General features: G+C 68.9%; 27 protein-coding genes and 3 pseudogenes. 12 read left to right on the top strand and 18 right to left on the bottom strand.

Annotation, left to right across the window (positions count from 1 at the left end; all coding sequences use genetic code 11):
* Positions 1–56: 56 nt before the first annotated feature.
* From AB0333_RS14115 to AB0333_RS14095, 5 genes and pseudogenes are all read right to left on the bottom strand, one after another.
* The gene (locus tag AB0333_RS14115; RefSeq protein ID WP_366219316.1) at positions 57–197 is read right to left on the bottom strand and encodes a hypothetical protein; all 141 of its coding nucleotides are present in this window, start codon (positions 195–197) and stop codon (positions 57–59) included.
* A pseudogene (locus AB0333_RS14110) lies at positions 194–1,272 on the bottom strand (IS21 family transposase); the annotation flags it as partial. The gene AB0333_RS14115 and the pseudogene AB0333_RS14110, both read right to left, overlap by 4 nt.
* 37 nt (positions 1,273–1,309) lie before the next feature.
* A complete protein-coding gene (locus tag AB0333_RS14105; protein WP_366219315.1) occupies positions 1,310–2,224 on the bottom strand; it encodes an integrase core domain-containing protein in 915 nt (304 codons plus the stop codon).
* 134 nt (positions 2,225–2,358) lie between these two features.
* Positions 2,359–2,754, bottom strand: a complete 396-nt coding sequence (locus AB0333_RS14100; RefSeq protein WP_366219314.1) for a transposase — start codon at positions 2,752–2,754, stop codon at positions 2,359–2,361.
* A 93-nt stretch (positions 2,755–2,847) separates the two neighbouring features.
* Positions 2,848–3,768: pseudogene (locus tag AB0333_RS14095) on the bottom strand (IS3 family transposase); the annotation flags it as partial.
* A 56-nt stretch (positions 3,769–3,824) separates the two neighbouring features.
* Here AB0333_RS14095 and AB0333_RS14090 point away from each other — a divergent pair.
* Positions 3,825–4,976 (top strand): IS30 family transposase, encoded by a 1,152-nt coding sequence (locus tag AB0333_RS14090; protein ID WP_366219312.1) that lies wholly within the window; start codon positions 3,825–3,827, stop codon positions 4,974–4,976.
* 17 nt (positions 4,977–4,993) lie between these two features.
* Here the strand turns inward: AB0333_RS14090 and AB0333_RS14085 are convergent.
* Positions 4,994–5,254, bottom strand: a pseudogene (locus tag AB0333_RS14085) (transposase); the annotation flags it as partial.
* A 73-nt stretch (positions 5,255–5,327) separates the two neighbouring features.
* Between AB0333_RS14085 and AB0333_RS14080 the strand changes: the two are divergent.
* From AB0333_RS14080 to AB0333_RS14070, 3 genes are all read left to right on the top strand, one after another.
* Positions 5,328–5,492, top strand: a complete 165-nt coding sequence (locus AB0333_RS14080) for a hypothetical protein (RefSeq protein WP_366219311.1) — start codon at positions 5,328–5,330, stop codon at positions 5,490–5,492.
* The gene (locus tag AB0333_RS14075; protein ID WP_366219310.1) at positions 5,492–6,259 is read left to right on the top strand and encodes an ATP-binding protein; all 768 of its coding nucleotides are present in this window, start codon (positions 5,492–5,494) and stop codon (positions 6,257–6,259) included. The genes AB0333_RS14080 and AB0333_RS14075 overlap by 1 nt, the downstream gene beginning before the upstream one ends.
* 144 nt (positions 6,260–6,403) lie before the next feature.
* Complete coding sequence (locus AB0333_RS14070) at positions 6,404–6,649, top strand: hypothetical protein (RefSeq protein ID WP_366219309.1); 246 nt, start codon at positions 6,404–6,406, stop codon at positions 6,647–6,649.
* A gap of 96 nt (positions 6,650–6,745) precedes the next feature.
* Here AB0333_RS14070 and AB0333_RS14065 read toward each other — a convergent pair whose 3' ends face one another.
* Positions 6,746–7,393: an NAD(P)H-dependent oxidoreductase gene (locus AB0333_RS14065; protein ID WP_366219308.1), complete on the bottom strand. Its 648-nt coding sequence runs from the start codon at positions 7,391–7,393 to the stop codon at positions 6,746–6,748.
* Positions 7,394–7,553: 160 nt separating this feature from the next.
* Between AB0333_RS14065 and AB0333_RS14060 the strand changes: the two genes are divergently transcribed.
* The gene (locus AB0333_RS14060) at positions 7,554–9,470 is read left to right on the top strand and encodes an ABC-F family ATP-binding cassette domain-containing protein (protein ID WP_366219307.1); all 1,917 of its coding nucleotides are present in this window, start codon (positions 7,554–7,556) and stop codon (positions 9,468–9,470) included.
* Between the two features lie 42 nt (positions 9,471–9,512).
* Here AB0333_RS14060 and AB0333_RS14055 read toward each other — a convergent pair whose 3' ends face one another.
* Entirely contained in the window at positions 9,513–10,097 is a 585-nt protein-coding gene (locus AB0333_RS14055) for an NAD(P)H-dependent oxidoreductase (RefSeq protein WP_366219305.1), read from the bottom strand.
* Positions 10,098–10,265: 168 nt separating this feature from the next.
* Here AB0333_RS14055 and AB0333_RS14050 point away from each other — a divergent pair, with 168 nt between their 5' ends.
* Both AB0333_RS14050 and AB0333_RS14045 read left to right on the top strand, forming a co-directional pair.
* Positions 10,266–10,649, top strand: a complete 384-nt coding sequence (locus AB0333_RS14050) for a VOC family protein (RefSeq protein ID WP_366219304.1) — start codon at positions 10,266–10,268, stop codon at positions 10,647–10,649.
* Between the two features lie 5 nt (positions 10,650–10,654).
* Complete coding sequence (locus AB0333_RS14045; RefSeq protein WP_366219303.1) at positions 10,655–11,413, top strand: Pr6Pr family membrane protein; 759 nt, start codon at positions 10,655–10,657, stop codon at positions 11,411–11,413.
* Between the two features lie 51 nt (positions 11,414–11,464).
* On the opposite strand, the gene AB0333_RS14040 is transcribed toward AB0333_RS14045, so the two are convergent.
* A complete protein-coding gene (locus tag AB0333_RS14040) occupies positions 11,465–11,830 on the bottom strand; it encodes a YciI family protein (RefSeq protein ID WP_115932412.1) in 366 nt (121 codons plus the stop codon).
* 237 nt (positions 11,831–12,067) lie between these two features.
* Between AB0333_RS14040 and AB0333_RS14035 the strand changes: the two genes are divergently transcribed.
* Positions 12,068–13,420, top strand: coding sequence for an aromatic amino acid transport family protein (locus AB0333_RS14035; RefSeq protein WP_366219302.1), 1,353 nt, complete (start codon positions 12,068–12,070; stop codon positions 13,418–13,420).
* Positions 13,421–13,575: 155 nt separating this feature from the next.
* Here the strand turns inward: AB0333_RS14035 and AB0333_RS14030 are convergent, their stop codons facing one another.
* From AB0333_RS14030 to AB0333_RS13995, 8 genes are all read right to left on the bottom strand, one after another.
* Positions 13,576–14,235 carry an SDR family oxidoreductase gene (locus AB0333_RS14030; RefSeq protein ID WP_366219301.1) on the bottom strand — a complete coding sequence of 220 codons (660 nt, stop codon included), beginning with the start codon at positions 14,233–14,235 and terminating at the stop codon, positions 13,576–13,578.
* 145 nt (positions 14,236–14,380) lie between these two features.
* Positions 14,381–14,752, bottom strand: a complete 372-nt coding sequence (locus AB0333_RS14025) for a VOC family protein (RefSeq protein ID WP_366219300.1) — start codon at positions 14,750–14,752, stop codon at positions 14,381–14,383.
* Positions 14,753–14,756: 4 nt separating this feature from the next.
* Complete coding sequence (locus AB0333_RS14020; protein WP_366219299.1) at positions 14,757–15,434, bottom strand: GNAT family protein; 678 nt, start codon at positions 15,432–15,434, stop codon at positions 14,757–14,759.
* 78 nt (positions 15,435–15,512) lie between these two features.
* Complete coding sequence (locus AB0333_RS14015) at positions 15,513–16,385, bottom strand: ABC transporter ATP-binding protein (protein ID WP_366219298.1); 873 nt, start codon at positions 16,383–16,385, stop codon at positions 15,513–15,515.
* A 1-nt stretch (position 16,386) separates the two neighbouring features.
* The gene (locus AB0333_RS14010) at positions 16,387–17,511 is read right to left on the bottom strand and encodes an iron ABC transporter permease (protein ID WP_366219297.1); all 1,125 of its coding nucleotides are present in this window, start codon (positions 17,509–17,511) and stop codon (positions 16,387–16,389) included.
* Positions 17,508–18,656: an iron ABC transporter permease gene (locus AB0333_RS14005; RefSeq protein WP_366219296.1), complete on the bottom strand. Its 1,149-nt coding sequence runs from the start codon at positions 18,654–18,656 to the stop codon at positions 17,508–17,510. Before AB0333_RS14005 ends, AB0333_RS14010 begins: the two co-directional genes overlap by 4 nt.
* A 47-nt stretch (positions 18,657–18,703) precedes the next feature.
* The gene (locus AB0333_RS14000; RefSeq protein ID WP_366219294.1) at positions 18,704–19,816 is read right to left on the bottom strand and encodes an iron-siderophore ABC transporter substrate-binding protein; all 1,113 of its coding nucleotides are present in this window, start codon (positions 19,814–19,816) and stop codon (positions 18,704–18,706) included.
* 220 nt (positions 19,817–20,036) lie between these two features.
* A complete protein-coding gene (locus tag AB0333_RS13995) occupies positions 20,037–20,483 on the bottom strand; it encodes a hypothetical protein (RefSeq protein ID WP_366219293.1) in 447 nt (148 codons plus the stop codon).
* On the opposite strand from AB0333_RS13995, the gene AB0333_RS13990 reads away from it, so the two are divergent.
* The 3 genes from AB0333_RS13990 (at position 20,466) to AB0333_RS13980 (ending at position 22,054) form a co-directional block, all read left to right on the top strand.
* Positions 20,466–21,194 carry a ubiquinone/menaquinone biosynthesis methyltransferase gene (locus tag AB0333_RS13990; RefSeq protein ID WP_366219292.1) on the top strand — a complete coding sequence of 243 codons (729 nt, stop codon included), beginning with the start codon at positions 20,466–20,468 and terminating at the stop codon, positions 21,192–21,194. The two genes, AB0333_RS13995 and AB0333_RS13990, sit on opposite strands and share 18 nt — an antisense overlap.
* 101 nt (positions 21,195–21,295) lie before the next feature.
* Positions 21,296–21,697: a hypothetical protein gene (locus AB0333_RS13985; protein WP_211309035.1), complete on the top strand. Its 402-nt coding sequence runs from the start codon at positions 21,296–21,298 to the stop codon at positions 21,695–21,697.
* Between the two features lie 84 nt (positions 21,698–21,781).
* Positions 21,782–22,054 (top strand): hypothetical protein, encoded by a 273-nt coding sequence (locus AB0333_RS13980; protein ID WP_366219290.1) that lies wholly within the window; start codon positions 21,782–21,784, stop codon positions 22,052–22,054.
* 40 nt (positions 22,055–22,094) lie between these two features.
* Here AB0333_RS13980 and AB0333_RS13975 read toward each other — a convergent pair whose 3' ends face one another.
* Positions 22,095–22,541 carry a MarR family transcriptional regulator gene (locus AB0333_RS13975; RefSeq protein ID WP_366219289.1) on the bottom strand — a complete coding sequence of 149 codons (447 nt, stop codon included), beginning with the start codon at positions 22,539–22,541 and terminating at the stop codon, positions 22,095–22,097.
* Between the two features lie 84 nt (positions 22,542–22,625).
* Here AB0333_RS13975 and AB0333_RS13970 point away from each other — a divergent pair, with 84 nt between their 5' ends.
* Positions 22,626–23,759, top strand: coding sequence for an endonuclease/exonuclease/phosphatase family protein (locus AB0333_RS13970; RefSeq protein ID WP_366219288.1), 1,134 nt, complete (start codon positions 22,626–22,628; stop codon positions 23,757–23,759).
* Positions 23,760–23,796 lie beyond the last annotated feature (37 nt).

The following is a 23,796-nucleotide window of genomic DNA, read 5'->3' as shown; positions in this document are numbered from 1 at the left end:
CCATCACCCGATTCTCCCAGCCCGCCAGGAGACAGCCCGGTCAATCCGCCGGCGTTTTAAAGATCGACCCCACGATTACTGACCCACGCACCTAGTCCGAGCATGAGGGTCTCGTCCCGGGCTTCGAGGGACTCCAGCAGGGCGGTGGCTCCCATCTCGCGCAGCTTGCGTTTGGTCTCGGTATCGATCCGGGTCACCGGGCGCCTCCTGCCGCGTAGTAGGAGGCCCCACGCACGTAACCACCGGTCTCCTCCGCCGGCGGGGTCCCGGGCGGGCTGCTGGTGAGCGCTCCTGGTCTGTCTTGGCCGGTGTCCAGGATCGGTCGCAGGTGGGCATATCGCGGGGAGCGGATCGGGCCGGCCAACGCGATACTGCAGGCGGCCTCCACCCGTTCGGCGGAGAACCGGCGGGTCAGCCGCAACACGGCCAGCGCCGGGTTCAGGCCCTGCTCGGCCACTGGAACGGATTCGAAGACCCTGTCCACCACGGTCACCGTCGATGGTCCCACGCGCGCGGCCCATTCTCTGACTCGGTGCTGGTCCCACTCCCGATATTTCGGTCCGGCTGGCAGGTCGGCGTCGTGGGTGCGGTATTCATTGACCACGTTCTCCGGGACCAGCAGGTGGCTGGCCAGTCTCTGCTGGCCGCGGTGGACCGCCAGCATGGTGTCCGTGACCCGCAGGTCGACCTTGGCCCCGACGTGTGTGTAGGGCACCGAGTAGAAGTTCCGGGCGAAGGCCACGTGCCCGTTGCGGGCCACCCTGCGGCCGTAGACCCACCGGCTGATCTCATAGGCCACGGCCGGCAGCGGGCGCAGCAGCGCCTTCTCCTCCGCTTCGAACACACTGAGCCGGGAGCCGGCGCGCTTCTGGAACGGTTCGGCGTTGTAGGCGTCAACGCGGTCGGTGACGGCCACCTTGAGCTGCGGCAACGTGGCGAACTGTTGGTCCCGGAGGTCGGCGATGACGCGCATCGCGACATGCCAGACCGTGTTTTCCACGCTGGCCTTGTCCTTCGGTGCCCGGATTCTGCCCGGCAGCACGGCCGCCGAGTAGTGAGCGGCCATCTCCCGGTAGGCGTCGTTGAGGACGATCTCGCCCTCCTTCGGGTGCTTGATGACCCCGGTCTTGAGGTTGTCGGGCACGATCCTGGGCACGCTGCCGCCGAAGTACTCGAACATGCCCACGTGGGCGCGCAGCAGGTGTCCTGCTTCAAGTCCAGGGTCGGCTCGACGAAGGAGTACCGGCTATACGGCAGGCACCCCACGAACAGTGAGCTGCCGACGGTTGTCAACCTGTTGTGAACCGTTCTACTGGGTAATGAGTGCTTGAAGGGTTGAGGGGATCTCGAGGCGGCTGCCGTCGTTGGCGAGGTTGATCGTGGCCCGTTGCGGCGGGGTCTGCACCTTCGGCGGTCGGCGATAGCGTCGGGGGTGGGCCTGGTAGTGGGCGTCGAGGTGTTGCTGGCGTGCCCTGGCGACCTCGGTCCAGGTCCCGTCGTGCACGCTGGCCGGGGTGTAGCCACCGATGCCGGTGTGCCGGTGGTGGTGGTTGTAGTTCTCCACCCATCCGGTGACCCATTGGCTGGCTTCGTCCAGGTCTTCGAAGGCCCCGGGGTAGGCGTGGGAGTACTTCACAGTGCCGAACCAGGACTCGATGTAGGCGTTGTCATTGCTCACTCCGGGCCGGATCAGGGACCGTTCCACACCCCGATCGGCCAGGACCTTGGCCACCGTGTGTGATTTCATCGCAGCCCCGTTGTCCGAGTGCACTTTCCGCACCGTTCCGGCGGCGGCGTCGATGACCCCGGCCAGCAGCCTTGCGGCGATCTGCTGGTCCTCACCGGGCTGCACGGTGTGCCCCACGATGTCCCTGGAGAACAGGTCGATCACCGAGTACAGGGCGTAGTGCTGGCGTGAGAGCCACCCGGGCAAGAACGTGATGTCCCAGCAGTACACCTCATCGGGCCGGACCGCTACCAGCTGGGGCGTGCTGGTCGAACGCGGCGGCGACGGGCGGGTCGGTCTCGGCCGCGGTGGCCCCGTGGTGGCCGCCAGGCGGTGGAACGTCGCCGCACTGGCCAGCACCGGGCCGGCGTCCAGGTGGCGCAGGTGGACCTGCTCCACGCTGAGCCCGGCATCCCGGCCAGCCGTCACCAGCCCGAGCACCTGGCCGCGCTCCTGGGCATCCAGGGCGTGGGGCTGGTCTCGATCGGCGTGGGCCATCGGATCCGGCACCGGCGGCCGCGGCTTGGCCCGGTAGTGATGGGAGGCCTTGGAGAGCCCGATCAGCGCCAGCGTCTGGTTCTGGGACCGGCCGGCGGCCTTGAGCTCGTCGACCAGTTCCTGCTCAGCGGCGATCAGCTGCTGGTGCCGGGCTTGTTCTTCCTCGTCCCATCCTGGTCCTCCGCGTCGTCGGCCACGCCAAGATCGTGCATGACCGATATAGCTTTTCCCAAGGCATCGACCACCTTGCGCTCGGAGGCCAGCTGCTCGTTGAGCCGGTCGATCTCGGCCTGCAGGCGGCGCACCTCGGCGGCTTCACGGCGGGTCATCACCCCAGTCTTCCGGGGCACCTGCCCGGTGTCCAGATCACCGTCCGCCAACGCCTTGCGCCACCGGTACATCCGGTGCTGGGCGATCTGGTGGCCCTGGAGGAACTGCGCCTTGGAACCGAATGGCTGCTCCAGGTACTCCAGCACCAGCTGCTGACGCTCCTCACGTGAATACTGCCTCGGGGGAATGATCACAGTCATGAACCTGCTCCATCTGTCGGGGAACCAACCGGTTCACAACCATCCTGGCAGCTAGGGGCTGTGGTGATTTCGGACAGCGGATTCGATTGATTTCTACGCTGCCGTTGCCGACTGCTGGTAACTGTAGTGGACTTCGTTGGGACGCTGGTAGCCGAGCGCTGAGTGGCGGCGCCGGCTGTTGTAAAACCCCTCGATGTAAGCGATGACATCGCGCCGGGCTTGGGCCTTGGTGGCGTAGACGGTGCGGTAAACGCGCTCGTTCTTCAGGCTCGCGAAGAACGATTCCGCCATGCTGTTGTCCCAGCACACCCCGGTCCTGCCCATCGAGGAACGCATCCCCAGACTGGCTACCAGGGCCCGGAAGTCGGCCGAGGTATAGACACTGCCCCGGTCAGAGTGCCAGATCGCGTTAGGCTCGATCACGGTCGTCGCGGCGGCGTCCCTCAGGGCGTCTTCGACGAGCTCGGTGCGCATGTGATCGGCGATCGACCACCCCACGACCTTCTTCGAGCAACAGTCGATCACGGTGGCCAGGTAGATGAACCCCTGCCAGGTGTGGATGTAGGTTATATCGCCGACGAACTTCGTCCCAGGCCGCTCGGCGGTGAAGTCCCGCTTGACCAGGTCGGGCATGTCTTTTGCCGCGTCGGCGTCGGCCTGGGTCGTGACCCGGAACGGGCGTGGCTGGCAGGCCACCAGGGACTCGTGGCGCATGACCTGACGCACCAACTCCGGGGAACACTCGGTGCCGGCCTCCACCAGATCGGCGTGGATCCGCCGATACCCGTAGGTCCCGTCAGAGGCTTCGAAGAAGTGCCGTATTCGCCCCGTCAAGGCCTGTCTGCGGGCCGCGGTGGCCGATTGAGGGCGCTGGGCCCAATGGTAGAAACCGGACGTTGAGACAGCCAACCAGCGGCACATCTTCACCGCCGGGTGGACGTTCTGCGGATCGTGCTTCTGGGATTCAATGTACTCATACTTGCTCACTACCGCTGCTCCCTCGCGAAGTAAGCGCTCTTAGACTCAAACCGTCAACGCAACACCAATCGGCTTTGTGGTGGAGGTAGACGATGGCAAAGATCGGCCGGCCGGGTCTGCCGCCGGAGGAACGGCAGCGGGTCTGGGAGATGTGGAAAGCGGGTTCGTCGATCAGCGAGATCTCGCGTTCGGTCGGTTCGCCGCCGGGGTCGGTGTTCTCGATCCTGCGGCCCAAGGGCGGAATCTATCAGCCGCCCCAGCAACGCCGATGTGGATCGCTGAGCTTGGTCGAGCGCGAGGAGATCTCCCGCGGTCTGGCAGCAGGCGACTCGTACCGCCAGATCGGTCGTCAGCTGGGCCGGCCGGCCTCGACAATCAGCCGGGAGGTCGCCCAGAACAAGGGCCGGGCCCGCTACCGGGCCATCGACGCCGATGATCGGGCCTGGCGCAAGGCACGCCGTCCACAAAAGTCCAAACTGGCCAAGAATCCGGTGCTGCGCGGCTATGTCGCCGCCCGGCTGGATGAGGACTGGTCACCGGAGCAGATTGCCGGCCGGCTGAAGAAGCAGTATGCCGCCGGATCGCAGATGCAGATCTCGCATGAGGCGATCTACCGGTCGCTGTACATCCAGTCCTGGGGCGTGCTGGACAAATCGTTGCAGCAGCATCTGCGCACCGGTAGGCCGATCCGGCGGGCAGTGAACAACACCACGACAGGGCAGTGGCGCTCCCAGATCAAGGATGCCGTGTCGATCCATGACCGTCCTGACGAAGTCGCCGACCGCACGGTGCCAGGTCATTGGGAAGGCGACCTGATGATCGGGTCCCAGCAATCGCAAATCGCCACGGTAGTCGAGCGCACCAGCCGATTCACCTGCGTGGTCCACGTCGCCTCGCGTCATGCGTCCTCAGTCACCGAGGGCCTGTGCCGAGAGCTGTCGGTCCTGCCCGAAGCCATGGCCCGTTCCCTGACGTGGGACCGCGGAATGGAACTGGCCGGACACAAGGACGTCGCCGCCGCTACGGGGATCAGCGTGTACTTCGCCGATCGGCATTCACCGTGGCAACGTGGGACCAACGAGAACACCAACCGGTGGCTGCGTCAGTACTTCCCGAAGAAGACCAGCATGAACGGATATTCCCAGACCGACTTGAACCGGATCGCTGAGAAGCTGAACAACCGGCCCCGGAAGATTCTTGACTACGACACACCGGCCGAACGATACGAGGCACTGTTGCGTTGACGGTTTGAGTCTAAGCTGGCTTTTTTCAGGAAAGCCGTCTCCGCCCTCAGCTCCTGGTTCTCCCGCTCGAGCTCCTTGAGTCGGGCCCGTTCAGAGACCGTCAACTCAGTCTCGGTTCCTCCGTTGGCCTCCCGGTACTTGACCAACCAGTTCCGCAAGGTCTCGGGCCCAACGCCATAGGCGAGGGCCACGTCCTTGATGGGCTTGGACGTTGAGATGACCTCCCGGCACAACTCGTCCTTGAACTCCTGGGTGAAGCGTCTGCGTGATGCGGCCATGCTGACCTCTACTTTCAGTAGACCCTCATTTTAAGAGGGCCCACTGTCCGAAATCTCCAGAGCATGTCAGATCATGGCCACCATCGACTCCGACGCCAAGAAACCCAGAACACTGTCACCGGCCGCGGCCACCCGCAAACCCGCCTCCGGCGTCGATCCCGGACCTGATATCGAGGCCGCGGTACATGTGCGTTCGGCCGATCACTACCGGAGCGGTGGCCAGGAGGTTCAGGGCTGATGTTCACCAGTGTTGACCATGAGAAGTTCCGTGCTCTGCGTATCGCGCACCTGGCCGTACGGTTCGAGGAACTCGTCACCGATGAGGCCAATGACGAGCTCACCTCGGAGCAGATCTTCCTCACCGCCGTGGACGACGCCCTGGAACAGCGCCGGGCCCACCGGATCGAGAAGCTGATCCGGGCGGCGAGGTTCCCGATCCCGCAGGCTTCGGTCGCTGAGATCCACTACCAGGAGGGACGCGGGATCACCCCGGTGCGGATGAAGCGCTACGCCGCTCACCAATGGCGCCAGGACCCCACGAACCTGCTGGTCATCTCACCCACCGGCGGGGGCAAGACCTACCTGGCCTGCGCGATCGGGATCGCCGCCTGCCAGAGCGGACACACCGTTGCCTTCACCCGGATGGATGAGCTGGCTCGCCGGCTGGTCATCGCCCGCGGTGACGGCATCGGCCACCAGAAGGTCCTCAACGAGCTCTCGGATGTGGACCTGCTGGTCATCGATGATTTCCTCACCGTGGGCATCGACCCTGAAGCGGCCAACGACCTCTTCGCGGTGTTGGCCAACCGGGAACACCGCCTACCCACGCTGATCGCTTCGCAATCCGGACCGGCCTACTGGGTGGAGGCACTGCCAGACCGGGTCGCGGCCGACTCGATCGTGAACCGGCTGGCCAACAACGCCCGCCAGCTCAACCTCGGCGACGTGGACATGTGCAGGCTCCGCGACGACAGTGCCCGGGCACAACCCAGTCACTGGGAGTAAGACTCTCCAGGGACCTCGGTACCGGCCCTCCGCGACACCCACGAGGGCCGGTACCAGGTCCCTGGAACCCCCGTACCAACTACCCAGACCAGCAGTTCCAACTGACGCTATCTGCCAAAAAAGGCCGACCGCGGCCCTGGATACGTGTTCGGAGTCTGGGGCAGAATCACGATCATCAGCGCCCTGTCTGCAGCCGCTGGCTACCTGCTACTCGGCGCGGCCCCGCCCGCGCTGATTGCTGCCATCACCGCCATCGCGGGCGGTGCGATCCTCACCATGATCGCCGACACCATGATCCCCGAGGCCTTCGAGATCACCCACGCCTGGACCGGCTTGATCACCTCTGCCGGCTTCCTCCTGGCCGCCGCCATCAGTTGGCTCGGCGGCTGAGCCACGACGGGCCCGTGTCCTTCACGCCGCCCACCGCGGCCGTGGTGATGGTGGTCTGGCTCGCGCTAAACGGCCGCGAATCGTGCGACTACGGCGTCAGGAACCAGCCGGATACGGCTCCGCACGCAGCAGCCGGGCGAGGTGCGCCGCGTTGCGCGCTGCGCCGGCCGTGGTTGAGGCGACGTTCTCGGGCACCTGGTCGAGGTCCTGATAGTCGACCGTCTGCATGGCCTCGCCGACCCAATAGGTTCCGGCCTGGGCCGGGATGCTGAACCCGATGTCGCTGAGGGCCTGGGTCATGTCGGCGATCGTCTTGTGGGCGCCGTCCTCGTTGCCGACCACGGCCACGATCGCCGTCTTGTCGTACATGATCGGCCGGCCCTGGTCGTCGGTCTCGGACAGGTCCGCGTCGAGCCGTTCGATCACCCGCTGGGCGATGCTGCACGGGTGGCCCATCCAGATGGGAGTGGCGAGCACGAGGATGTCCGCGTCCAGGACCTGCTGGTGAAGCGCGGGCCAGGCGTCGCCTGGGCCCATGTCGACCTGGACCCCGGGCTTCACGTCATGGTCCACCACCCGGACGGAGGAGGTGGTTACACCGTTCCTCTCCAGCTCGCCCAGGACGTGCCGGGCCATCAGCTCGCTGCTGGAGGGCTCCGGGGACGGGGTCAGCGTGCAGACCAGGGCAAGGGCCGTCAGGTCCCGGGTGGAGGTGGAGGCAGTGTCGGCAGTCGAATCAGTCATGGCTCCAGCATGGTCATCACTGCCGGCTCCTGGCCAGAGCCCAGTGACATCCAGCCGGTGCTCCGGGTAGCCTTGACGTCATGAAGCGTTGAGTCCAGCCCCTCCCGCGCCCGAGGCACTGCCCGGCGGGGCCCTGCAGGTGCTTTCCAGGACTCCTCTCATGACCCGACCCCATTCCTTGCCCTCCGCTGATCTGCGCTCTTCTGGCCTGTCGTCCGACCGTCGCCGGGCCCTCATCCCGGTCGCCTCCGCCCTCGGCGGTGCGGACCACCTCACCCTCGATGGCGTCTCCAAGTCCTTCCCGGACCGGCGCGTGCTGACCGATGTCTCCTGCACGGTGGCCTCCGGCGAACGTGCCTGCCTCATCGGCGAGAACGGCACCGGCAAGTCCACCCTGCTGCGCATCATCGCCGGCCTGGACGACGACCACGGCGGCCGCGTCACCGTCCCCGGCAGCGTCGGGCTGTTCCACCAGCAGCCACCCTTCGCCCTGGGCCTCACCGTGCATGAGGTGCTGGACGAGGCCACAGCCCCGGTCCGCGCGGTCGCGGAAGAGGTGACCCGGCTCGCGGAGGCGCTCGCCGACCCGGCCGACGCCGCTCACACCGGCAACCCGACCGACACCGCCACCCCCTCCGACACCGCCACCCCGACCGACATCGCCAGCCCCTCTGAGGTCGCCACCGCCTACGACCGCGCCCTCGCCGAGGCCGTCCGCACCCGCGCGTGGGATGTGGAACAGCAGGTGGACCGCCTCGTGGACGGACTCGACCTGACACGTATCCCGCGAACCCGCCCGGCCTCGAGCCTCTCCGGCGGTCAACTGTCCCGGCTCGCCCTCGCCTGGCTGCTGCTGCGGCGCCCGGACACCCTGCTGCTGGACGAGCCCACCAACCACCTCGACGCCCGTGGCACCGCGCTGCTCGTGGACCTGCTGCAGGGCTGGACCGGGCCCGTGTTGATTGCCAGCCATGACCGGGCGTTCCTCGACGAGGTGGCCACCACCCTGCTCGACCTCGACCCCGCCCCGCAGCTCCACCGGGACGTTCCCGGCGCCTCGGACGCCGGCAGCACGGGCTCCGGTTTCGGGCTCACCCGCTATGGCGGGCGCTACACGGACTACCTGCTGCACCGGGTCGGCGAGCGGGAACGGTGGGAGCGCCGGTACCGCGACGAGCAAGCCGAGCTGAAGCGGCTGCGGCGGCAGGCCAAGGACAACCACACCGTGGGCAACGCAGACCGCCCGCCTCCCACGGAGGGCAAGATGGCCCAGAAGTTCTACGCGGACCGCAACGCCAAAGTCGTCTCCCGGCGCGTCAACGAGGCGGCCACGGCGCTGGCCCGGCTGGAGGAATCACAGGTCCGCAGACCGCCCGCTGTCGTGAGCTTCGGCGGGCTGGCCACGGCACGCGGGCAGGTAACCGGCCGGCCGGCGTCGGATTCGGAGCCGGTGCTGGTGGCCACCGAGGTCGCCCTGACCGGCCGGTTGGCGCCGGTCTCGGTGCAGCTCGGCGCGCGCTCGCGCCTGCTCATCACGGGGCCCAACGGGGCCGGGAAGTCCACGCTGCTGCGCATCCTGGCCGGGGACCTGATGCCCGACGCCGGCTCGGTCACCACCATCGGCCAGCTCACGGTCGGCCTGTTGGGTCAGGACGCGGAGCATCTCACCGAAGCCGAGCGGGGAGCCGAAGATGAGACCGCCGCGGAGTCATATCGATGGGCGGTGGGTGACGCCACCGCGCAGAGGGTGCCGTTGGGGACCTTCGGCCTGATCGCTGGGCGAGACGAACAGCGCCGTGTCCGGGACCTCTCGGTGGGGCAGCGGCGTCGACTGGACCTGGCCGTGCTGCTGGCCGACCCTCCCGACGTGCTGTTGCTGGACGAGCCGACCAATCACTTCTCCCTGCTGCTCTCCACGCAGCTGGAGGCGTCCATCCCGGGGTACCCGGGCGCCGTCGTCGTGGCCAGCCATGACCGCTGGCTCCGCGAGGGTTGGCAGGGCGAGAGGCTGGAGCTCGCCCCGCCGTCGGCAACTGAGTCTCACGAATTGCCCTCGCCCCGGGCGGAACAGGGGTAATTCGTGTGACGTGGATGCCTCGGTCGGGACAGTGAGCCTGGCTCAGGGGGTACTGGTCTCGGACTTTGCCTGGTCCCGCTCGGTGGTGACCGCGCGGGTGAGGGACACCAGGCGGGCCAGGACCTTGGCCAGGGAGGCGTCATGGTGGTCGGTCAGCGCCAGCTTCCCGCCGGGGAAATCGACCCGGCGGATCAGGTTCACCGAGTCTCCGACCACGTGCATGTTGTACGCGGCGGTGGTGACCCGCCAGGCCTCGTTCGCCCGGACCCCGCCGAGCCCGCCGTAGGCCACGATGGCCAGGGTCTTGTCCCTCCACTGCCGGCTCAGCAGGTCGAAGGCGTTCTTGAAGGCCCCGGGGATGTTGCGGTTGTACTCGGGGGTGACGAAGACGAAGCCCTCGCAATCGGCCACGGCGTCCCGCCACCGGTGCACCTCGGCCGGCCCGTTCTCGTCCTGGGCCCAGTTCTCATCGGCCATGATCGGCAGGTTGAACGCCTTGACGTCCAGGACCTCCCACTCCACGTCCGCGGCGTCGACCTGCATCCGGGCCCGTTCGGCCACCCAGGCGCCGATGGACGCGCCGAGGCGGCCCTCGCGAACAGATCCGATGACGATGCCGATCTTCATGTGGTGCCCTCCAGTGGTGCGTGCTCGTGGCAGGTGCGGCGAGATGGCCGCGGCCCTCCCCAGCGTAGGCGGGCCGGGCCATACTGGGCAGGGGGCGGTCATACGCCGCCCCACACGCCCCCCACGCCTCCATCCCTCTCAGCTCATCGTCTCCCGAAAGGCGCCCCCATGAAGATCGACCAGGCCCATGTGTTCGTCCATGACCAGGATGCCGCCAAGGAGTTCTACACCGAGGTCCTCGGCTTCGAGGTGGAGACGGACTTTGCCAGCGGGGACTTCCGCTGGCTCGCCCTGCGCGCCCCGGGGCCGGACGCCGGCGCCGCCCTGGTTCTCGGCCGCGCCGAGGGTGCGGCGGTGGCCTTCCAGAATGAGACCCGCCTGGCCGGGAAGCCCGCCTTCGTCCTGACCCTGACCGGTGGCAGTGAGGAGTTCGAGCGGATCCGGGCCCGGGGGGCCGAGGTGATCTCCGAGCCGCAGCAGCAGGAGTATGGCGGCACGGACGCGCTGATCAATGACACGGTGGGCAACATCATCTGCCTGCACCAGGACTGACGGCCGTGGCAGTGGCATCCGAGAGCGCAGCCCGGGAACCGGGCGCCGAGGCGACCAACTCGACTGACGCGACGGCGCGGCGCGCACCCGGCTGGTGGGCCGGCGTCGGGCGCGTGGTCTTCGCCCTCGCCGCGCTGCTGTCCTTCACGGGAAACGGGCTCTCCTTCTACATCGGGTCCTGGAAGGACTCCGACCTGCCGGCCGACGCGGGCTTCTCCGGCGGGTTCGAGGGCGGCTGGGAGCACCTGCTCAACCAGCCGACGTACTTCACGTTCCTGGCCAACTTCCTCGTCGGCCTGACCTCGCTGCTGCTGGCGATCCGCCCGCACCGGACCTCGAACCTGTTCCACGCGCTGCGGATCGCGGCGGTGGTCTGCATCGTCATCACCGGCGTGGTGTTCAACGTGCTGCTGCGGGATGCCCCGCCCGGAACGCCCGTGGAGCACGTCAATGACACGATCCAGCACATCATCACGCCGATCCTGACACCGCTGGTGTGGCTGGTGTTCGACCCCCGCGGGCAGGTCACGTGGAAGCGGATCGGGTTGGCGGCCATCATCCCGCTCGCCTGGCTGGCGTTCACCCTGGCGCGGGGGCCGGCGCTCGACTGGTACCCCTACAGCATCCTCGATGTGCCACGCATGGGTTATGACGGGGTGGCGGTCTACGTGGTGGCCATCCTGGGGTTCTTCTTCGTACTGGCCGCACTGATGTGGGCCATCGACCGGCTGCTGTCACGCCTGATCTCGTCACGGGCACGATGATGGTCGAGAAACGCCGGGCCCGCCGACATCGACCGTGCTCGTGATGCGGAATCAGGTCTGGAACGGTCTGAGCTCCACCTTGTTGCCGCAGGCCTTCGACGCGCGGGCGGCCAGATCCTCGGCCTGTTCCGGTCCGGCGGCGTCCACCACCCAGAACCCGCCCATGTGCTGCTGGGCCTGGGTGAACGGGCCGTCGGTGATGACCAGTTCGGCACCGCGGGTGCCGTCCACCACCACGGATTCCTCCGGGGCGACGAGACCGCCGGCGTACACCCACGCGCCCTCGGCCCGCAGTGCCTCGTTGAACTCGCCGACGGCCTGGAACGCTGCCTGCATCTCCTCTTCGGACGCGTAGGGACCAGTCTCCCGGTGCTGGACACCGGGAGAGTGCCACACGGAAATCAGGTACTCGGGCATGGCCTTCTCCTTCTGCCTGTCGAGATCCGCACACAGAACTGAACGGTGAGCTGAAAAGTGAACTGAACGGTGAGCCGCACTGCCCCGATTCGCGCCAGCCTGTGAGCGGGCTTACACTCTATCGGGCCCTTTCTGCCACCGCACCAGGTGGACGGCTGGGACCAGCCGAGAACCGCTAGACCCCCGGGCGGTCACCCAGCGCAGCCGATCGCGACGCGCCGAACCAGGAGTATGTGCATGACTTCACGCCCTTCCCCCGAGTCAGCAGCCGAGGCGACGCCCGGATCTGTGCCGGAGTCGCCCGCAGACCAGGCTCCCGAGTCGCCCGCAGATCAGGCGTCCACCACCGCGACGGCGACGACGCCCCGGTGGAACCGGTTCGACGCGAGCTGGACGATCGGCCTGTTCGGCACAGCCGTGGGCGCCGGCATCCTGTTCCTGCCGATCAACGCCGGACTGGGCGGGCTGTGGCCGCTGCTCATCGCCACCGTGCTGATTTGGCCGATGACCTACTTCTCCCACCGGGCGCTGTCCCGCATGGTGTGTGCCTCGCCGAACCCGAAACAGGACATCACCGGCGTGGTCCGCGAGTACTTCGGCGAGACCGCCGGCCGAGTGGTCACCGTCCTGTACTTCCTGGCGATCTACCCGATCGTGCTGATCTACGGGGTGGGCATCACCAACACGGTGGAGAGCCTCATGGTGAACCAGCTCGGCCTGGACCCCTGGCCGCGGTGGCTGCTGTCCGGGGTGCTGGTCCTGGCGATGTCGGCCGTCATGGTCGCCGGCAAGAAGGTCATGCTCGTGGTCACCCAGTGGCTGGTCTACCCGTTGATCGCGGTGCTGTTCGCGGTCACGTTGCTGTTGATCCCCCAGTGGTCCTTCGACGGCTTCGGTGCGCTGCCCGCTCCCGGCGACTTCGCGATGTCCCTCTGGCTGATGATCCCGGTGCTGGTCTTCGCGTTCAACCACTCCCCGGCGATCTCCCAGTTCTCCGTGTCCCTGCGGGAACGCTACGGTGCCGGATCCATGCAGAAGGCGTCCTCCATCCTGCGGATCACCGCGGTTCTGCTGGTCGTCTTCACCATGGGCTTCGTCTGGTCCTGTGTGCTGGCCCTCGGCCCCGAGGGGCTGCAGGAGGCCAAGGAGGCCAACCTGCCGGTGCTCTCCCACCTGGCCAACGTGATGGGCCTGCCCCTCATCGCCTGGCTCGGCCCCGCCGTGGCCATCACGGCGATCGCCTCGTCCTTCTTCGGCCACTGGCTCGGCGCCGCCGAGGGGGCCACGGCGATCGTGCGCACCATGGTGGACCCACGGCAGAAGCGCCTGAGCGACCGCGGCATCACGATCGGCGTGAGCGTCTTCCTGATCGTCACCACGTGGCTGGCCGGTGTGCTGAATCCCAGCATCCTGGCGCTGATCGAGTCGCTGGCCGGCCCCGTGATCGCCGCCGTGCTCTACCTCATGCCGATGTACGCCATTCACAAGGTGCCCGCCCTCGCGCGATTCCGCGGCAAGGCGTCGAACGTCTTCGTGGTCATCGCCGGCGTGGTCGCCGTGGGCGGCATCCTCATCAGCCTGTTCCGCTAGTCTCCCGGTTTCGGCTTCCGGCCGCCCGGTTTCCCGGAGCACGACGCGCGGGCCGGCACCTACGCTGGCAGGTGCCGGCCCGCGCGTCGTGCCCGGGTTTGAGAAGGCCCCTCAGTGAGGGTGAGTCAGGTGCTCAGAGCTGGCCGGACACGCCCTCAGAGCTGGGAGAAGGCGGCGGAGGCCGGCTCCTCACCGTCCACGAAGTCGATCTGTTTCCCGATCGAGTTCTGGGTGGCCAGGGCGACTCGGACCGCCTGGGCCACGTTGCCGCGCGAGGTATCCCGATTGGAGCCGTCCGCGGTGCCGCTGCCGACGGCGATCATGCCGGTCGGCTCGTCCAGGGTGAGCTTCCCCGGGCCGAGGATGGTCCAGTCGAGCCCGGAGTTGCGCAGGTACTCGTCCGCGGCGGCCTTGGACTCCGCATAGGGGAAGAATGGGTCGTCCTCGGCGATGCCGTGCTGGGTGGTGGCGCCCATGTAGGACACCATGACGTAGCGTTTCACGCCGGCCTGGAGGGCGGCGTCCATGGAGCGGATCGCGGCGTCCCGGTCCACGGCATAGGTGCGCTCGGGGCTCCCGCCACCGGCGCCGGCGGACCAGACGATGGCATCCTGGCCCTCGAAGGCCCGGACGAGCTCCTCCAGTGAGGCGGTCTCGATGTCCAGCACCAGGGCCTTCGCGCCGGCGGCCTCAATTTCCGCCGTCTGCTCCGAGTTGCGGATGACCGAGGTGACCGTGTGCCCCTCCTGCGCCAGCAGGGGTGCGGTCCGCAGGCCCACCTTGCCGTGTCCGCCGATGATCAGGTAGTTCGCCATGGATCTGGTCCTTCCGTTCGGGTGTCAGTGCTTCCACGGCCACTGTTGCACTGCACCTGGAGGGCGCGCCAGCGCGTTCGGCTGGCGGCGCAATCGATCCGCCGGAAAACTCGAGCGTCTCCGTGTCTCAGCTGCCGCAGGTGACTCAGGTGGCTGACGTGTCGGTGACGCCCTCGTAGAGTCCGATCTCGTTGCCATCGAGGTCCCGGAACACGGCCCACCAGCTGGTCTCGGTGATCGGGGACCTCGGGGCGATCACGGTGCCGCCCAGGGCGGTGACGGTGGCCAGGGTCTCGTCGATCGAGTCGACCTCCACGGTGGAGCGGGGTTGGGTGAAGTCGGCGCTGCGCGGCGCCAGACCGCCGCCGCTGACCTCGTTGGGGGCCCGCCACATGGGGTAGTCCTCGAAGCCGGGGTAGGTCTCGATCTTCCAGCCGAAGACCGAGCCGTAGAACTCGGTGGCGCGCTGATGGTCGGTGACCGGGATGTCGACGTGGGTGATGTCTCCGTGTGCCATGGAGCTATGGTCCGGCAGGAGGCGGGTCCGTGGGAACCCCTCCCTGCCGAGACCGCCACTGCTCGGCCAAGATCCCCATCACGTGGGCGTCCACCCATCCGCCGTCGAAGAGCAGCGCCTCGCGCAGGGTGCCCTCCAGGCGGAAACCGGCCTTCTCGTAGACATGGCGGGCCCGCGGATTGAAAGCGTAGCCCTCCAGCGACACCCGGTGCAGCCCCTGGTCCTCGAAGGCGTGCCGCAGAATCAGTTCCACGGCCTCGCTGCCGAGGCCACGGTCCCGAGCGCCGGAGATCCAGATCCGGAAGCCACAGGAGAGGTTGTCCTCATCGAGGTCGTTGAGCACGGACTCCCCGACGATCCGGCCGGTGGCCACCTCCTCGATGACCCACACGATCCGGTCCTCCGCCCGGGACCAGCGCGCGTAGATCTCGGCGAGCTCGTCCACCGACCAGGGCACCTGCCCTCCGGGGTCCGCCAGGGCTCCGCCACCTTCTGGCCCTGGGTGCGCTGACCCCGGGTGCGCCGGCCCGGTGGAGGAGTGCATCGTCCCGGTCAGCCGGGACACCTCGGCGTCCGCCAGCAGCGGGTGGAGCACCGCGGCATGCTCCCGCCGGGCCGGAATCAGCCGCACCAGTTCGCCGGCCTGTGCCTGCTTGCGGGAGAAGTCGGGTGCCGGTGTCACGGCACCATCATGCCAGCGCTGACGGGACTCTGGTCATGGTGGTCGCTGGCGGTCTGCGGACCGCTGCCGGGCGGGCTGTCAGGGCAGCTGCGCGGTCCCGGTCCCCACCTTCTCGGCTGCGGCTCGGTTCGCCGCCGTCCGCGGCAGCACCACCGGGTGGCCCAGCAGCGGATCCTTCACGACGTCGGCATCCAGTCCGTAGATGCCCTCCAGGTTCGCCGGGGTCAGGACCTCCTCCGGTGTCCCCTCGGCCACGACCTGACCGTGGGCCATGGCGATGATGTGGTCGGCGGAGCGGGCGGCGAGGTTCAGCTCGTGCAGCACGGCGACCACGGTGGCCCGGGGCCGCTCGCCGGCACCGGCTGACCTGGGGTCCGGCAGGTCCCGCACCAGGTCCAGCAACTCCACCTGGTGGGAGAGGTCCAGGTAGGAGGTGGGTTCGTCGAGGAGCACCACGGGCGTCTGCTGGGCCAGCACCAGGGCCAGCCAGGCCCGCTGGCGCTGACCGCCGGAAAGCTCGGCCACGTCCCGGCCGGCCAGCCCCACCAGGTCGGCCAGCTCGAGGGCCTGGGCGATCGCCACGGTGTCCTGGGCCGTCCGGGCCCCGAACCAGCCGCGGTGCGGGTGGCGCCCGCGGTCCACGAGTTGCTCCACCGTCATGCCCTCCGGCACCACGGGGGACTGGGGCAGTAACGCCACGGTGCGGGCGTAGCTGCGGGGATTCCACCCCTCCACGTCCCGGCCGAGGACCTCGAGGGATCCGCTCACCAGGGGCAGCTGCCGGGTCAACCCCTTCAGGAGGGTCGACTTGCCGCAGCCGTTGGCGCCGATGATGGCCGTGGTCTGGCCGGCCGGCACATCCAGGTCCACGGGCTTCTCCTGCCCCACGACCGTGTGCGGGCCATAGGCCAGGCTCGCGCCGCGCAGGCGGATCGCCGGTTCTACTGTCATCTCAAGCCTTCCGTCCGCTTCGAATCAGGAGCCACAGCATCAGCGGCGCCCCGGCCGCCCCGGTGAGTACGCCGGTGGGCAACCTAACCCCGCCGAAGGCCTCGGCGGCCGCGAAGTCCGCGACCACCACGATGACCGCGCCGCACAGGGCCGCCGCCGGCAGCGAGGGCCGTCCCCCGGTGAGACCCCGGGCCAGCGGGGTGGAGAGCAGGGCGACGAACGCGAGCGGGCCGGTGGCCGCCGTCGCCGCCGCCGCCAGCAGGGCGCCGATCACGAGGGACCAGAGGCCCGTCCGGCCGGGCCGGGAGCCCACGCCGTGGGCCAGCTCGCCGCCCAGGTCGGCCGGGGCCAGCCGGGCATGCAGGATGCTGGCGAGGGGCACCAGCACGATCATGAGGACGGCCAGCAGGGTGATCCGCTCCCACGTCACCGCGTTGAGGGAGCCAGCCGTCCACACGGCCGCGGCCTGCAGGTCGTGCTGGGACAGGGCCAGCATCGCCCCGGACAGGATGGCCTGGCACAGGGAGGCCACGGCGATGCCCGCCACGATGAAGGTGGCCCCGCCCAGGGCGCCGGCCAACCCTCCGGAGCCGGCGCCGGCCGAGGAACGCCCGGCCATCGAGAAGCCGAGGACGATGGCGATCGCCACCAGCCCTCCGATCAGGGCGGCGGCGGCCATGCCCGTGCCGCGTACTCCGCCGAACGCGAGCACGGTCACGGCGGCGACGGCGGCACCCTGGGTCACGCCGATGATGTCCGGGCTGGCCAGGGGGTTGCGCAGCGTGCGCCGGAAGAGGGCGCCGGCGGCGCCGAACGCCGCCCCGGCCAGGGCTCCGGCCACGGCCCGGGGCAGCTTCTCCTGCATCACGATGAACGAGGCGCCGGGGATGGCCTCCCCGCCGAGGATGGCGAAGAAGTCGGGGATGGTGACGGTGTAGTGGCCCAGCAGCACCCGCACCCCCATGGCCAGCGCCAAGGCCGCGGCGAGGCAGAGCGTGGCGGTGAGCAGCCGGCGTCGGGCTCGGGAATGCAGGGACCGCACGGCGGCCACCGCGGCCGGGGAGGGCCCGGCCACTGCTTCAGGGGCGGGAGCGGCGGCCGTGGTCTCGAGGGATGGCGCGCTCACAGGGAGACCGCCTTCCGGCGCAGCAACAGCAGCAACACGGGCACGCCGATGACCACCGTGGTCACGCCCACGTGGATCTCCTGTGGCGCCACCACGAGCCGCCCGGCGAGGTCGGCGAGAACGAGCAGGACGGCCCCCCACAGGGCGCAGCCCAGCACGAGCACGCGCGTGGAGGCCGGGCGGAACCGGCGCAAGGCATGGGGGACCAGCAATCCCACGAACACCACGGGCCCGGCCAGGGCGGTCGCGGCGGCGGTCAGCAGCACGGTGGCACTGAGCAGGACCATGCGCAGGCGTTCGGGGCGGGATCCGAGCCCGTGGGCCAGCTCGTCACCGAGGGCCAGCGCATCCAGCCCGGGGGCGGCCACGAAGACCATCAGGATGCCCACGGCGATCACGGGCGCCAGCCAGGCGGCGTCTTCCAACGACGACCTGGCCACGGAGCCGACGGTCCAGAACCGGAAGCGCTCCAGCACCGCGGGGGAGAGGATCAACAGGGCGCTGGTGACGGCGGTGCAGCCCGCGGTGACGGCCGCCCCGGCCAACACGAGGGACAGGGGCCCGGGGGTGCCGCCCGTGCCGCCCCCCAGCCGGGAAGCGGCCGAGGCCACGGTGTAGACCACCGCGGAGGCCACGAGCGTCCCGAGGATCGCCAGCACCATCACCCCCGCCAGGCCGGCCGAGATGCCGATGCCCAGGCCCAGAGCCACCGCCAGGGAGGCGCCGGCGGTCAGTCCCAGCAGGCCCGCATCACCGAGCGGGTTGCGGGTGGCTCCCTGCAGGGCTACCCCGGACACCGCCAGGGCCGCGCCCACGAGGACCGCGGTGATGGTGCGCGGGATGCGGGACAGGGCCGCCGCGGCGTCGATGTCCGCCGCCGCCGCGTCACCCCGGCCGGTGAGGAACGCGCCGAGGGCCTCCAGCGTGGTGCCCGGGTCCACGTGGCGGGCCCCGAAGGCCAGCGCGGCCAGGCAGGCGAACACCAGCACCAGTGCCGGGAGGGCGAGGAACGGGAGTGCGAGGACAGGCGAAGCGGTGACCGGCCGGCGTCGTGCCGGGGGCGCGGACCGCCGCTCCAGCGAGCCAGGGGTGCTGGCGCCGGACTGCGGGGGCTCCGTGGAGGGGCGCTGGAGGGAGGGTCTCATGCGCTTTCTGTCATCGGACGGCGATCACTGGGCTTGTTCTCGCCAGACTATTCCGCGCTGTCGGCCTGCTCGGCCGCGGCGGCGATGTCCGGGACCACGTTCTCCAGGGCCCACGGGATGGACAGTGGCGAGGCGGCCGAGGTGGACAGGACCTCCTGCTGGTCGGTCTGCACCACGAGCGTCTCATCCTGCACGGCCGGGATCTTGGACAGCAGCGGGTCGGAGGCGATGGCCTCGGTCACCGACTCATCGGTGGCCGAGGTGATGAAGATGTCCGAGTCGAGCTCGTCCGCCCGCTCGGGGGACCAGGTCAGATAGAAGGCGTCCTGGGCCTCTTCGTTGTCCGCGAGCACGGGGGCCAGTTCCATGCCGAGCGAGCTCAGGAACTTCGGCCGGTTGTCCGCGGCGGTGAACAGGTAGATCTGATCGGCGGCGGCCGGGTCCACCGTTCCCGTCAGGAAGGTGGTGCCGGCCAGCGCAGGGTAGTCCTCCGCGGCCTGGGCGACCTGTCCCTCGACGTCCGCGATGACCTCTTCGGCCTGGTCCTCCTTGCCGAGGGCCTCCCCGATCAGCCGAGTGGAATCCTGCCAGGCCGTGGTGAACGCCGCGGTGTCCTCCGGGTAGGCCACCACGGGGGCGATCTCGGAGAGCTTGTCATACTCCTCCTGCGTGATGCCGGAGTAGGCGGCGAGGATGACGTCCGGCTCCGTGGCGGCCAGGGCCTCGAAGTTGATGCCGTCAGCCTCGGAATACTGCTCCGGGGCCTCTCCGCCGGCCTCCTCCAGGGCTGCATCGAACCAGTCGGTGGACTGCTGGGCATTGCCGCCGTATTCGGTGGCCGCCACGCCCACGGGCACCACGCCCAGGGCCAGCGCGACGTCCTGGTTCACCCAGGACACGGTGGCCACGCGCTGGGGCTGGGCCGGGATCTCGGTCTCGCCATAGACGTGCTCCACCGTCCGAGGGAAGGTGGCGTCCGAGGTCGCGGACGCATCGGGAGAGCCGGAGCCCTCGGAGCCCGAACCGCCGGCCGGGCCCGTGGAACACCCGGCGAGCAGGGCGGCACCCAGTGCCAGGAAACCCAGGGACAGGGCCCGACGGCGGGTGGTCCGGCGGGCGGTCGGAGCGCCAGTGGTGGGGGAGAGGGGTGCAGAGGGCACGAGGCGGCCTTTCGAGTCATTGGCAAACGAGGGTGTTGCCTAATTACAGGAGGTTAGCCTAGCCTAACAACATGTGCAGCCGCCGTGCGGGGCGGCAGCACACTGCAGTTGGGTCAACGGTGGACGTGCCCAGCGACCGTACCGGATGTGCGAACCCTCCCAGGTTTCCGGTGCAGTCGCTGGGCACGCGACCTCGACTGCACGCCCGTCAAGGGGTGGATCACGTCCTCGGGTCGGCGGAGTATCGCGCTAATGACGGTCGTCGTTTCATTTCGTCCCTGACCACCGCGAGCTTGGCTCGCCGGAGGGCCCGCTCTCGTGCTGTGGTCTCCGGTGCGGGCTTGGCCAGATAGTCCTCGCAGTACTTCAGTTCCAGGAGCAGGATGTCGTCCGACTCCATCACCGTGTGCCGCTCGAAGCGGCTGGCCAGAGCCTCGATCTCGGCCGCCTCGTACTCCGCGGGATCTCGTCTGGCGACTTCCTCCCGGAGCCTGCGGACCTTGTCGGCGTCCGGGGAGGGCTCCTCGAGCAGACGGGACAGGCGCTCATAGAGCTTCCGGTTGCCGAGCTTCCCAAGACTTCTTCCGGTGAACCTGATGGCTGCCTTCTTTCGTCTGACGCCCGTTGTGGACCGACTACCGTGGAGCGGGTGAGTACGAACGAGCAATCCGCCGAGAATCCCCGCCCCGACGACCACGGGGCCGCGGTCTCCTCGATGTTCGATGGTATCGCCGGCCGCTATGACCTGATGAACCTCGTCATGACCTGGGGCCAGGAGCCGCGCTTCGTCCGGCGCACCGTGGCGAAGGCCGGGCTGCCGGACGCCCCGGTGGTCCTGGACCTAGCCACCGGCACCGGGGATATCGCCCTGGAGGTCCTGCGCTCACACTATGGCGCCCAGGTGACCGGCGCCGACTTCGCCCCCGAGATGATGGAGGTCGGCAAGCGCCGCCCCGGCGGGGAGCAGATCGACTGGGTCGAGGCGGATGCCATGGACCTGCCGTTCGAGGACAACACCTTCGATGCCGTCACCCACGGCTACCTGCTGCGCAACGTGGCGGACATCCCCACCACGCTGGCCGAGCAGTTCCGCGTGCTCAAGCCCGGCGGCCGGATGGTCGCCCTGGAGACCTCTCCCGCGCCGGACAACATCATCAAGCCGTTCTCCACGGCGTACATCAAGTATGTGGTGCCGCGGATCTCCCGGCTGATCACCCGCACCCCGGACGCCTACGAGTACCTCTCCGCCACCAGTCGGGGCTTCAAGACCCCTGCCCAGGTCCAGGCACTGCTCGAGGGCGCGGGCTTTGAGGGGGTGGGTCACGAGACCCACCTGTTCGGCACGCTCGCGATCCATTGGGCCACCAAACCCCTCTGAGCAGCCTCACTCGGCAGGCCAGCCGTTCACCTTCTGCAGGGGCGGTCCTAGGCTGGGAGTACGCCGGTGCTCCGGCATCGGCAGTCCCTTGGAGGAATGCCATGCGAGACGAAGAGATCCACGAGAACCAGAAGATCCACCTGCTGGAGAAGGACAACACCGGGTTGTCCCTCGGGTACCGCCTGCTGTGGCGGATCCGCTATGCGGCCAATGACGTCTATGGCCCGGCGAGCCGGCAGGCGGGGCTGAACCCGCGGGAGGCACTGCGGGTGGAGCGGGCCCAGCGGGTGGCCGCCGCCTATCGGGAGCAGGGGGAGGAGCCGCCGCCGGCCATCCGCCGAGCTTCCGGTGAGAACGGGGTGACGGAGTCCTGGGACGCCTCCGGCCAGGGCCATCACGGTCAGCCGCCGAAACCTTTCCAGGAGGGTTACCGATACTTCATGCTGAAGGACGGCGAGGAACCGCCCGTCATGCGGCCGAACGAGACCGGGGACAAGACCTGATCCAGATTTCAGTTAGTGCGCTAACTAAAATAGACTGGCCTCGGCCACTGTCACCGTGGTGGATTCCGAACCAGGGGGAACCTGATGACCGAGCAGAGCCCACAGCACCGCCCGAACACGCCCACACGCCAGAAGGCCTACTCGGTGGTGAGGGACAAGACCGGCCTGGGGGCGTGGTTCCGGTTCCAGTGGCGGTTCATCTACATCGCCTCCTGCACGTTCGGCCCGGCCAGTCGCCAGGGCACGCTGGACCCCCGCAAGCAGCTCCAGAAGGAACGTGCCGTGAAACTCCTGCAGGGTTACCGGAACACTGGTCAGCAGCCGCCCGCCGAGTTGCTGGCGTTCACCGGCCTCTGATCCGCCGCCGGTCCGGTCCGGGAAGCCGGGCCGCGCATGATCACGGGTGGATACGCTGCATCAGGGTCCTCATGAGCCGGTGCAGGTCCTTCAGTTCGGCCTCGTCCATCTGCAACCGCTGCATCATCTCCACCGGCACCTGTTCGGCCTGCTGGCGCAACGCGCGGCCCTCCTCGGTGAGGGACAGGGCGAGGCCGCGGCCGTCGTCGGGATTCTTGGCCCGCTGGACGTAGCCCAGCGCTTCCAAGCGCTTGGTCAGTGGGGACAGGGTGGCCGGCTCCATATGCAGCAACCCCGCCAGATCCTTGAGGGACAGGGGTGCGTGCTGCCAGAGCGCGAGCATCACCAGATACTGCGGGTGAGTCAGCTTCAACGGTTCGAGCGCGGGCCGGTAGGCGGCGATCACGCCTCGAGACGCCACGGACAACGCAAAACAGATCTGGCTTTCCAGAGCCAGGGGGTCCGTGACGGGAAGCGGTTCGTCCATACCTCTAGGATGCCTGATGTGCCCGGATGCGAGCGCCCGGTGCCCGTGTGAGTGCGGATCCGACCGGTGAGAGGAGATCCCTTGGTGGCAGGACCGCATGGTTCCCGACGGCGGCGCCTTCGCTGGGCGGTCTTGGTCACCTGCGTGGTGCTGGCGGCCCTCCTGGCGGTACTGCCCCACCCGGCGATCACTCGGCCGTGGGTCATACCGGCCCTGCAGTCGCTCGTGCCGGTTCTTTGCGCGGTGGCCGGGGTGGTTGCCCTCTTAGTGCTGGTGTTCCGTCAGTGGTGGTCGGCCGGCGTACTGGCCGCCGGGGCGGTGCTGGGGCTGCTGCCGACATTGGTGCCTCTCGGTGCGCTCGGGGCCGGCTTCGGGGCTGGCATCGAGCGTGGCGCGGAGGTTGGCCTTGAAGCAGGCGAGTTGACCGTGCTGAGCCTCAATGCCGAGTACGGCGGTGTGGACCCCGCCGCACTGGCCGCGGCGCTCGGGGCCAGCGGAACTGGCGGTGCTCACGGTGCCGACGAGGTTGGCCGCGCCAGTGGGGTCGACGTCCTGGTCCTCGTGGAGGCCGACGAGGGCCTGGTCACGGCTCTGCAGGAGCATGGGGCTCTGGACGGACTGCCGTACCGCACCGAGACCATCCCGGACGAACCCCAGGGGGGCAAGGCCGGCGGTGCGGTGATCCTGTCCGCTCACCCGCTGCGGTCCGAGGGCGTCCTGCCGCGCTTCGCCACCCACCGTCACTTCGACCAACCCGTGGCGGTGGTCGAGCATCCGGAGCTGGGCGCCGTGCGGGTGGTGGGCATCCACCCCGTGCCGCCGATCGGAGACGACTTCGTCCCCTCGTGGGATGACACGCTCCGCGGGCTGGACCGTTGGCAGGCCGCCCACTCAGACCTGCCGCTGATCTTGGCCGGGGACTTCAACGCGAGCCATGCCCATCCGCAGTTCCGAGCCCTGGCGGATGGGTTCACGCCCGCGGCGGCGGCCGCCGGCCCGCTCCCGGGGCCTACCTGGCCGGTGGAGTCGTGGGTGCCGCCCTTCACGGCCATTGACCATGTCCTGCTGCGGGGGCTGGCGCCGCGGGACTACGAACGGCTGGACTTTCCCGGAACGGACCACCGGGGCATCCTCACCACGGTGGTGGGAGAGCGTGTCACCGAGGGGTCTGTGGGCAACCAACCGGGTCATCCCACAGGTGGACCCGCCGCGGCCTAGGTTCGGAGCCTGGTCCGATGCCGGCAGGGGGTGCCCG

It is taken from the genome of Citricoccus sp. NPDC079358 (assembly GCF_040702545.1).
In the GTDB taxonomy this organism is placed as follows: domain Bacteria; phylum Actinomycetota; class Actinomycetes; order Actinomycetales; family Micrococcaceae; genus Citricoccus.
Note: the sequence above shows the minus strand (reverse complement) of the source record. Positions and strands in the feature narration are given on the sequence as shown.

What these genes read in the sequence shown, in the direction of transcription:
- AB0333_RS14105 (WP_366219315.1), bottom strand. Translation starts at nt 2,224, where the DNA reads ATGGCCCACGCCGATCGAGACCAGCCCCACGCCCTGGATGCCCAGGAG.
- AB0333_RS14100 (WP_366219314.1), bottom strand. Translation starts at nt 2,754, where the DNA reads ATGACTGTGATCATTCCCCCGAGGCAGTATTCACGTGAGGAGCGTCAG.
- AB0333_RS14090 (WP_366219312.1), top strand. Translation starts at nt 3,825, where the DNA reads ATGGCAAAGATCGGCCGGCCGGGTCTGCCGCCGGAGGAACGGCAGCGG.
- AB0333_RS14080 (WP_366219311.1), top strand. Translation starts at nt 5,328, where the DNA reads ATGGCCACCATCGACTCCGACGCCAAGAAACCCAGAACACTGTCACCG.
- AB0333_RS14075 (WP_366219310.1), top strand. Translation starts at nt 5,492, where the DNA reads ATGTTCACCAGTGTTGACCATGAGAAGTTCCGTGCTCTGCGTATCGCG.
- AB0333_RS14065 (WP_366219308.1), bottom strand. Translation starts at nt 7,393, where the DNA reads ATGACTGATTCGACTGCCGACACTGCCTCCACCTCCACCCGGGACCTG.
- AB0333_RS14060 (WP_366219307.1), top strand. Translation starts at nt 7,554, where the DNA reads ATGACCCGACCCCATTCCTTGCCCTCCGCTGATCTGCGCTCTTCTGGC.
- AB0333_RS14055 (WP_366219305.1), bottom strand. Translation starts at nt 10,097, where the DNA reads ATGAAGATCGGCATCGTCATCGGATCTGTTCGCGAGGGCCGCCTCGGC.
- AB0333_RS14050 (WP_366219304.1), top strand. Translation starts at nt 10,266, where the DNA reads ATGAAGATCGACCAGGCCCATGTGTTCGTCCATGACCAGGATGCCGCC.
- AB0333_RS14040 (WP_115932412.1), bottom strand. Translation starts at nt 11,830, where the DNA reads ATGCCCGAGTACCTGATTTCCGTGTGGCACTCTCCCGGTGTCCAGCAC.
- AB0333_RS14035 (WP_366219302.1), top strand. Translation starts at nt 12,068, where the DNA reads ATGACTTCACGCCCTTCCCCCGAGTCAGCAGCCGAGGCGACGCCCGGA.
- AB0333_RS14030 (WP_366219301.1), bottom strand. Translation starts at nt 14,235, where the DNA reads ATGGCGAACTACCTGATCATCGGCGGACACGGCAAGGTGGGCCTGCGG.
- AB0333_RS14025 (WP_366219300.1), bottom strand. Translation starts at nt 14,752, where the DNA reads ATGGCACACGGAGACATCACCCACGTCGACATCCCGGTCACCGACCAT.
- AB0333_RS14015 (WP_366219298.1), bottom strand. Translation starts at nt 16,385, where the DNA reads ATGACAGTAGAACCGGCGATCCGCCTGCGCGGCGCGAGCCTGGCCTAT.
- AB0333_RS14005 (WP_366219296.1), bottom strand. Translation starts at nt 18,656, where the DNA reads ATGAGACCCTCCCTCCAGCGCCCCTCCACGGAGCCCCCGCAGTCCGGC.
- AB0333_RS13985 (WP_211309035.1), top strand. Translation starts at nt 21,296, where the DNA reads ATGCGAGACGAAGAGATCCACGAGAACCAGAAGATCCACCTGCTGGAG.
- AB0333_RS13980 (WP_366219290.1), top strand. Translation starts at nt 21,782, where the DNA reads ATGACCGAGCAGAGCCCACAGCACCGCCCGAACACGCCCACACGCCAG.
- AB0333_RS13975 (WP_366219289.1), bottom strand. Translation starts at nt 22,541, where the DNA reads ATGGACGAACCGCTTCCCGTCACGGACCCCCTGGCTCTGGAAAGCCAG.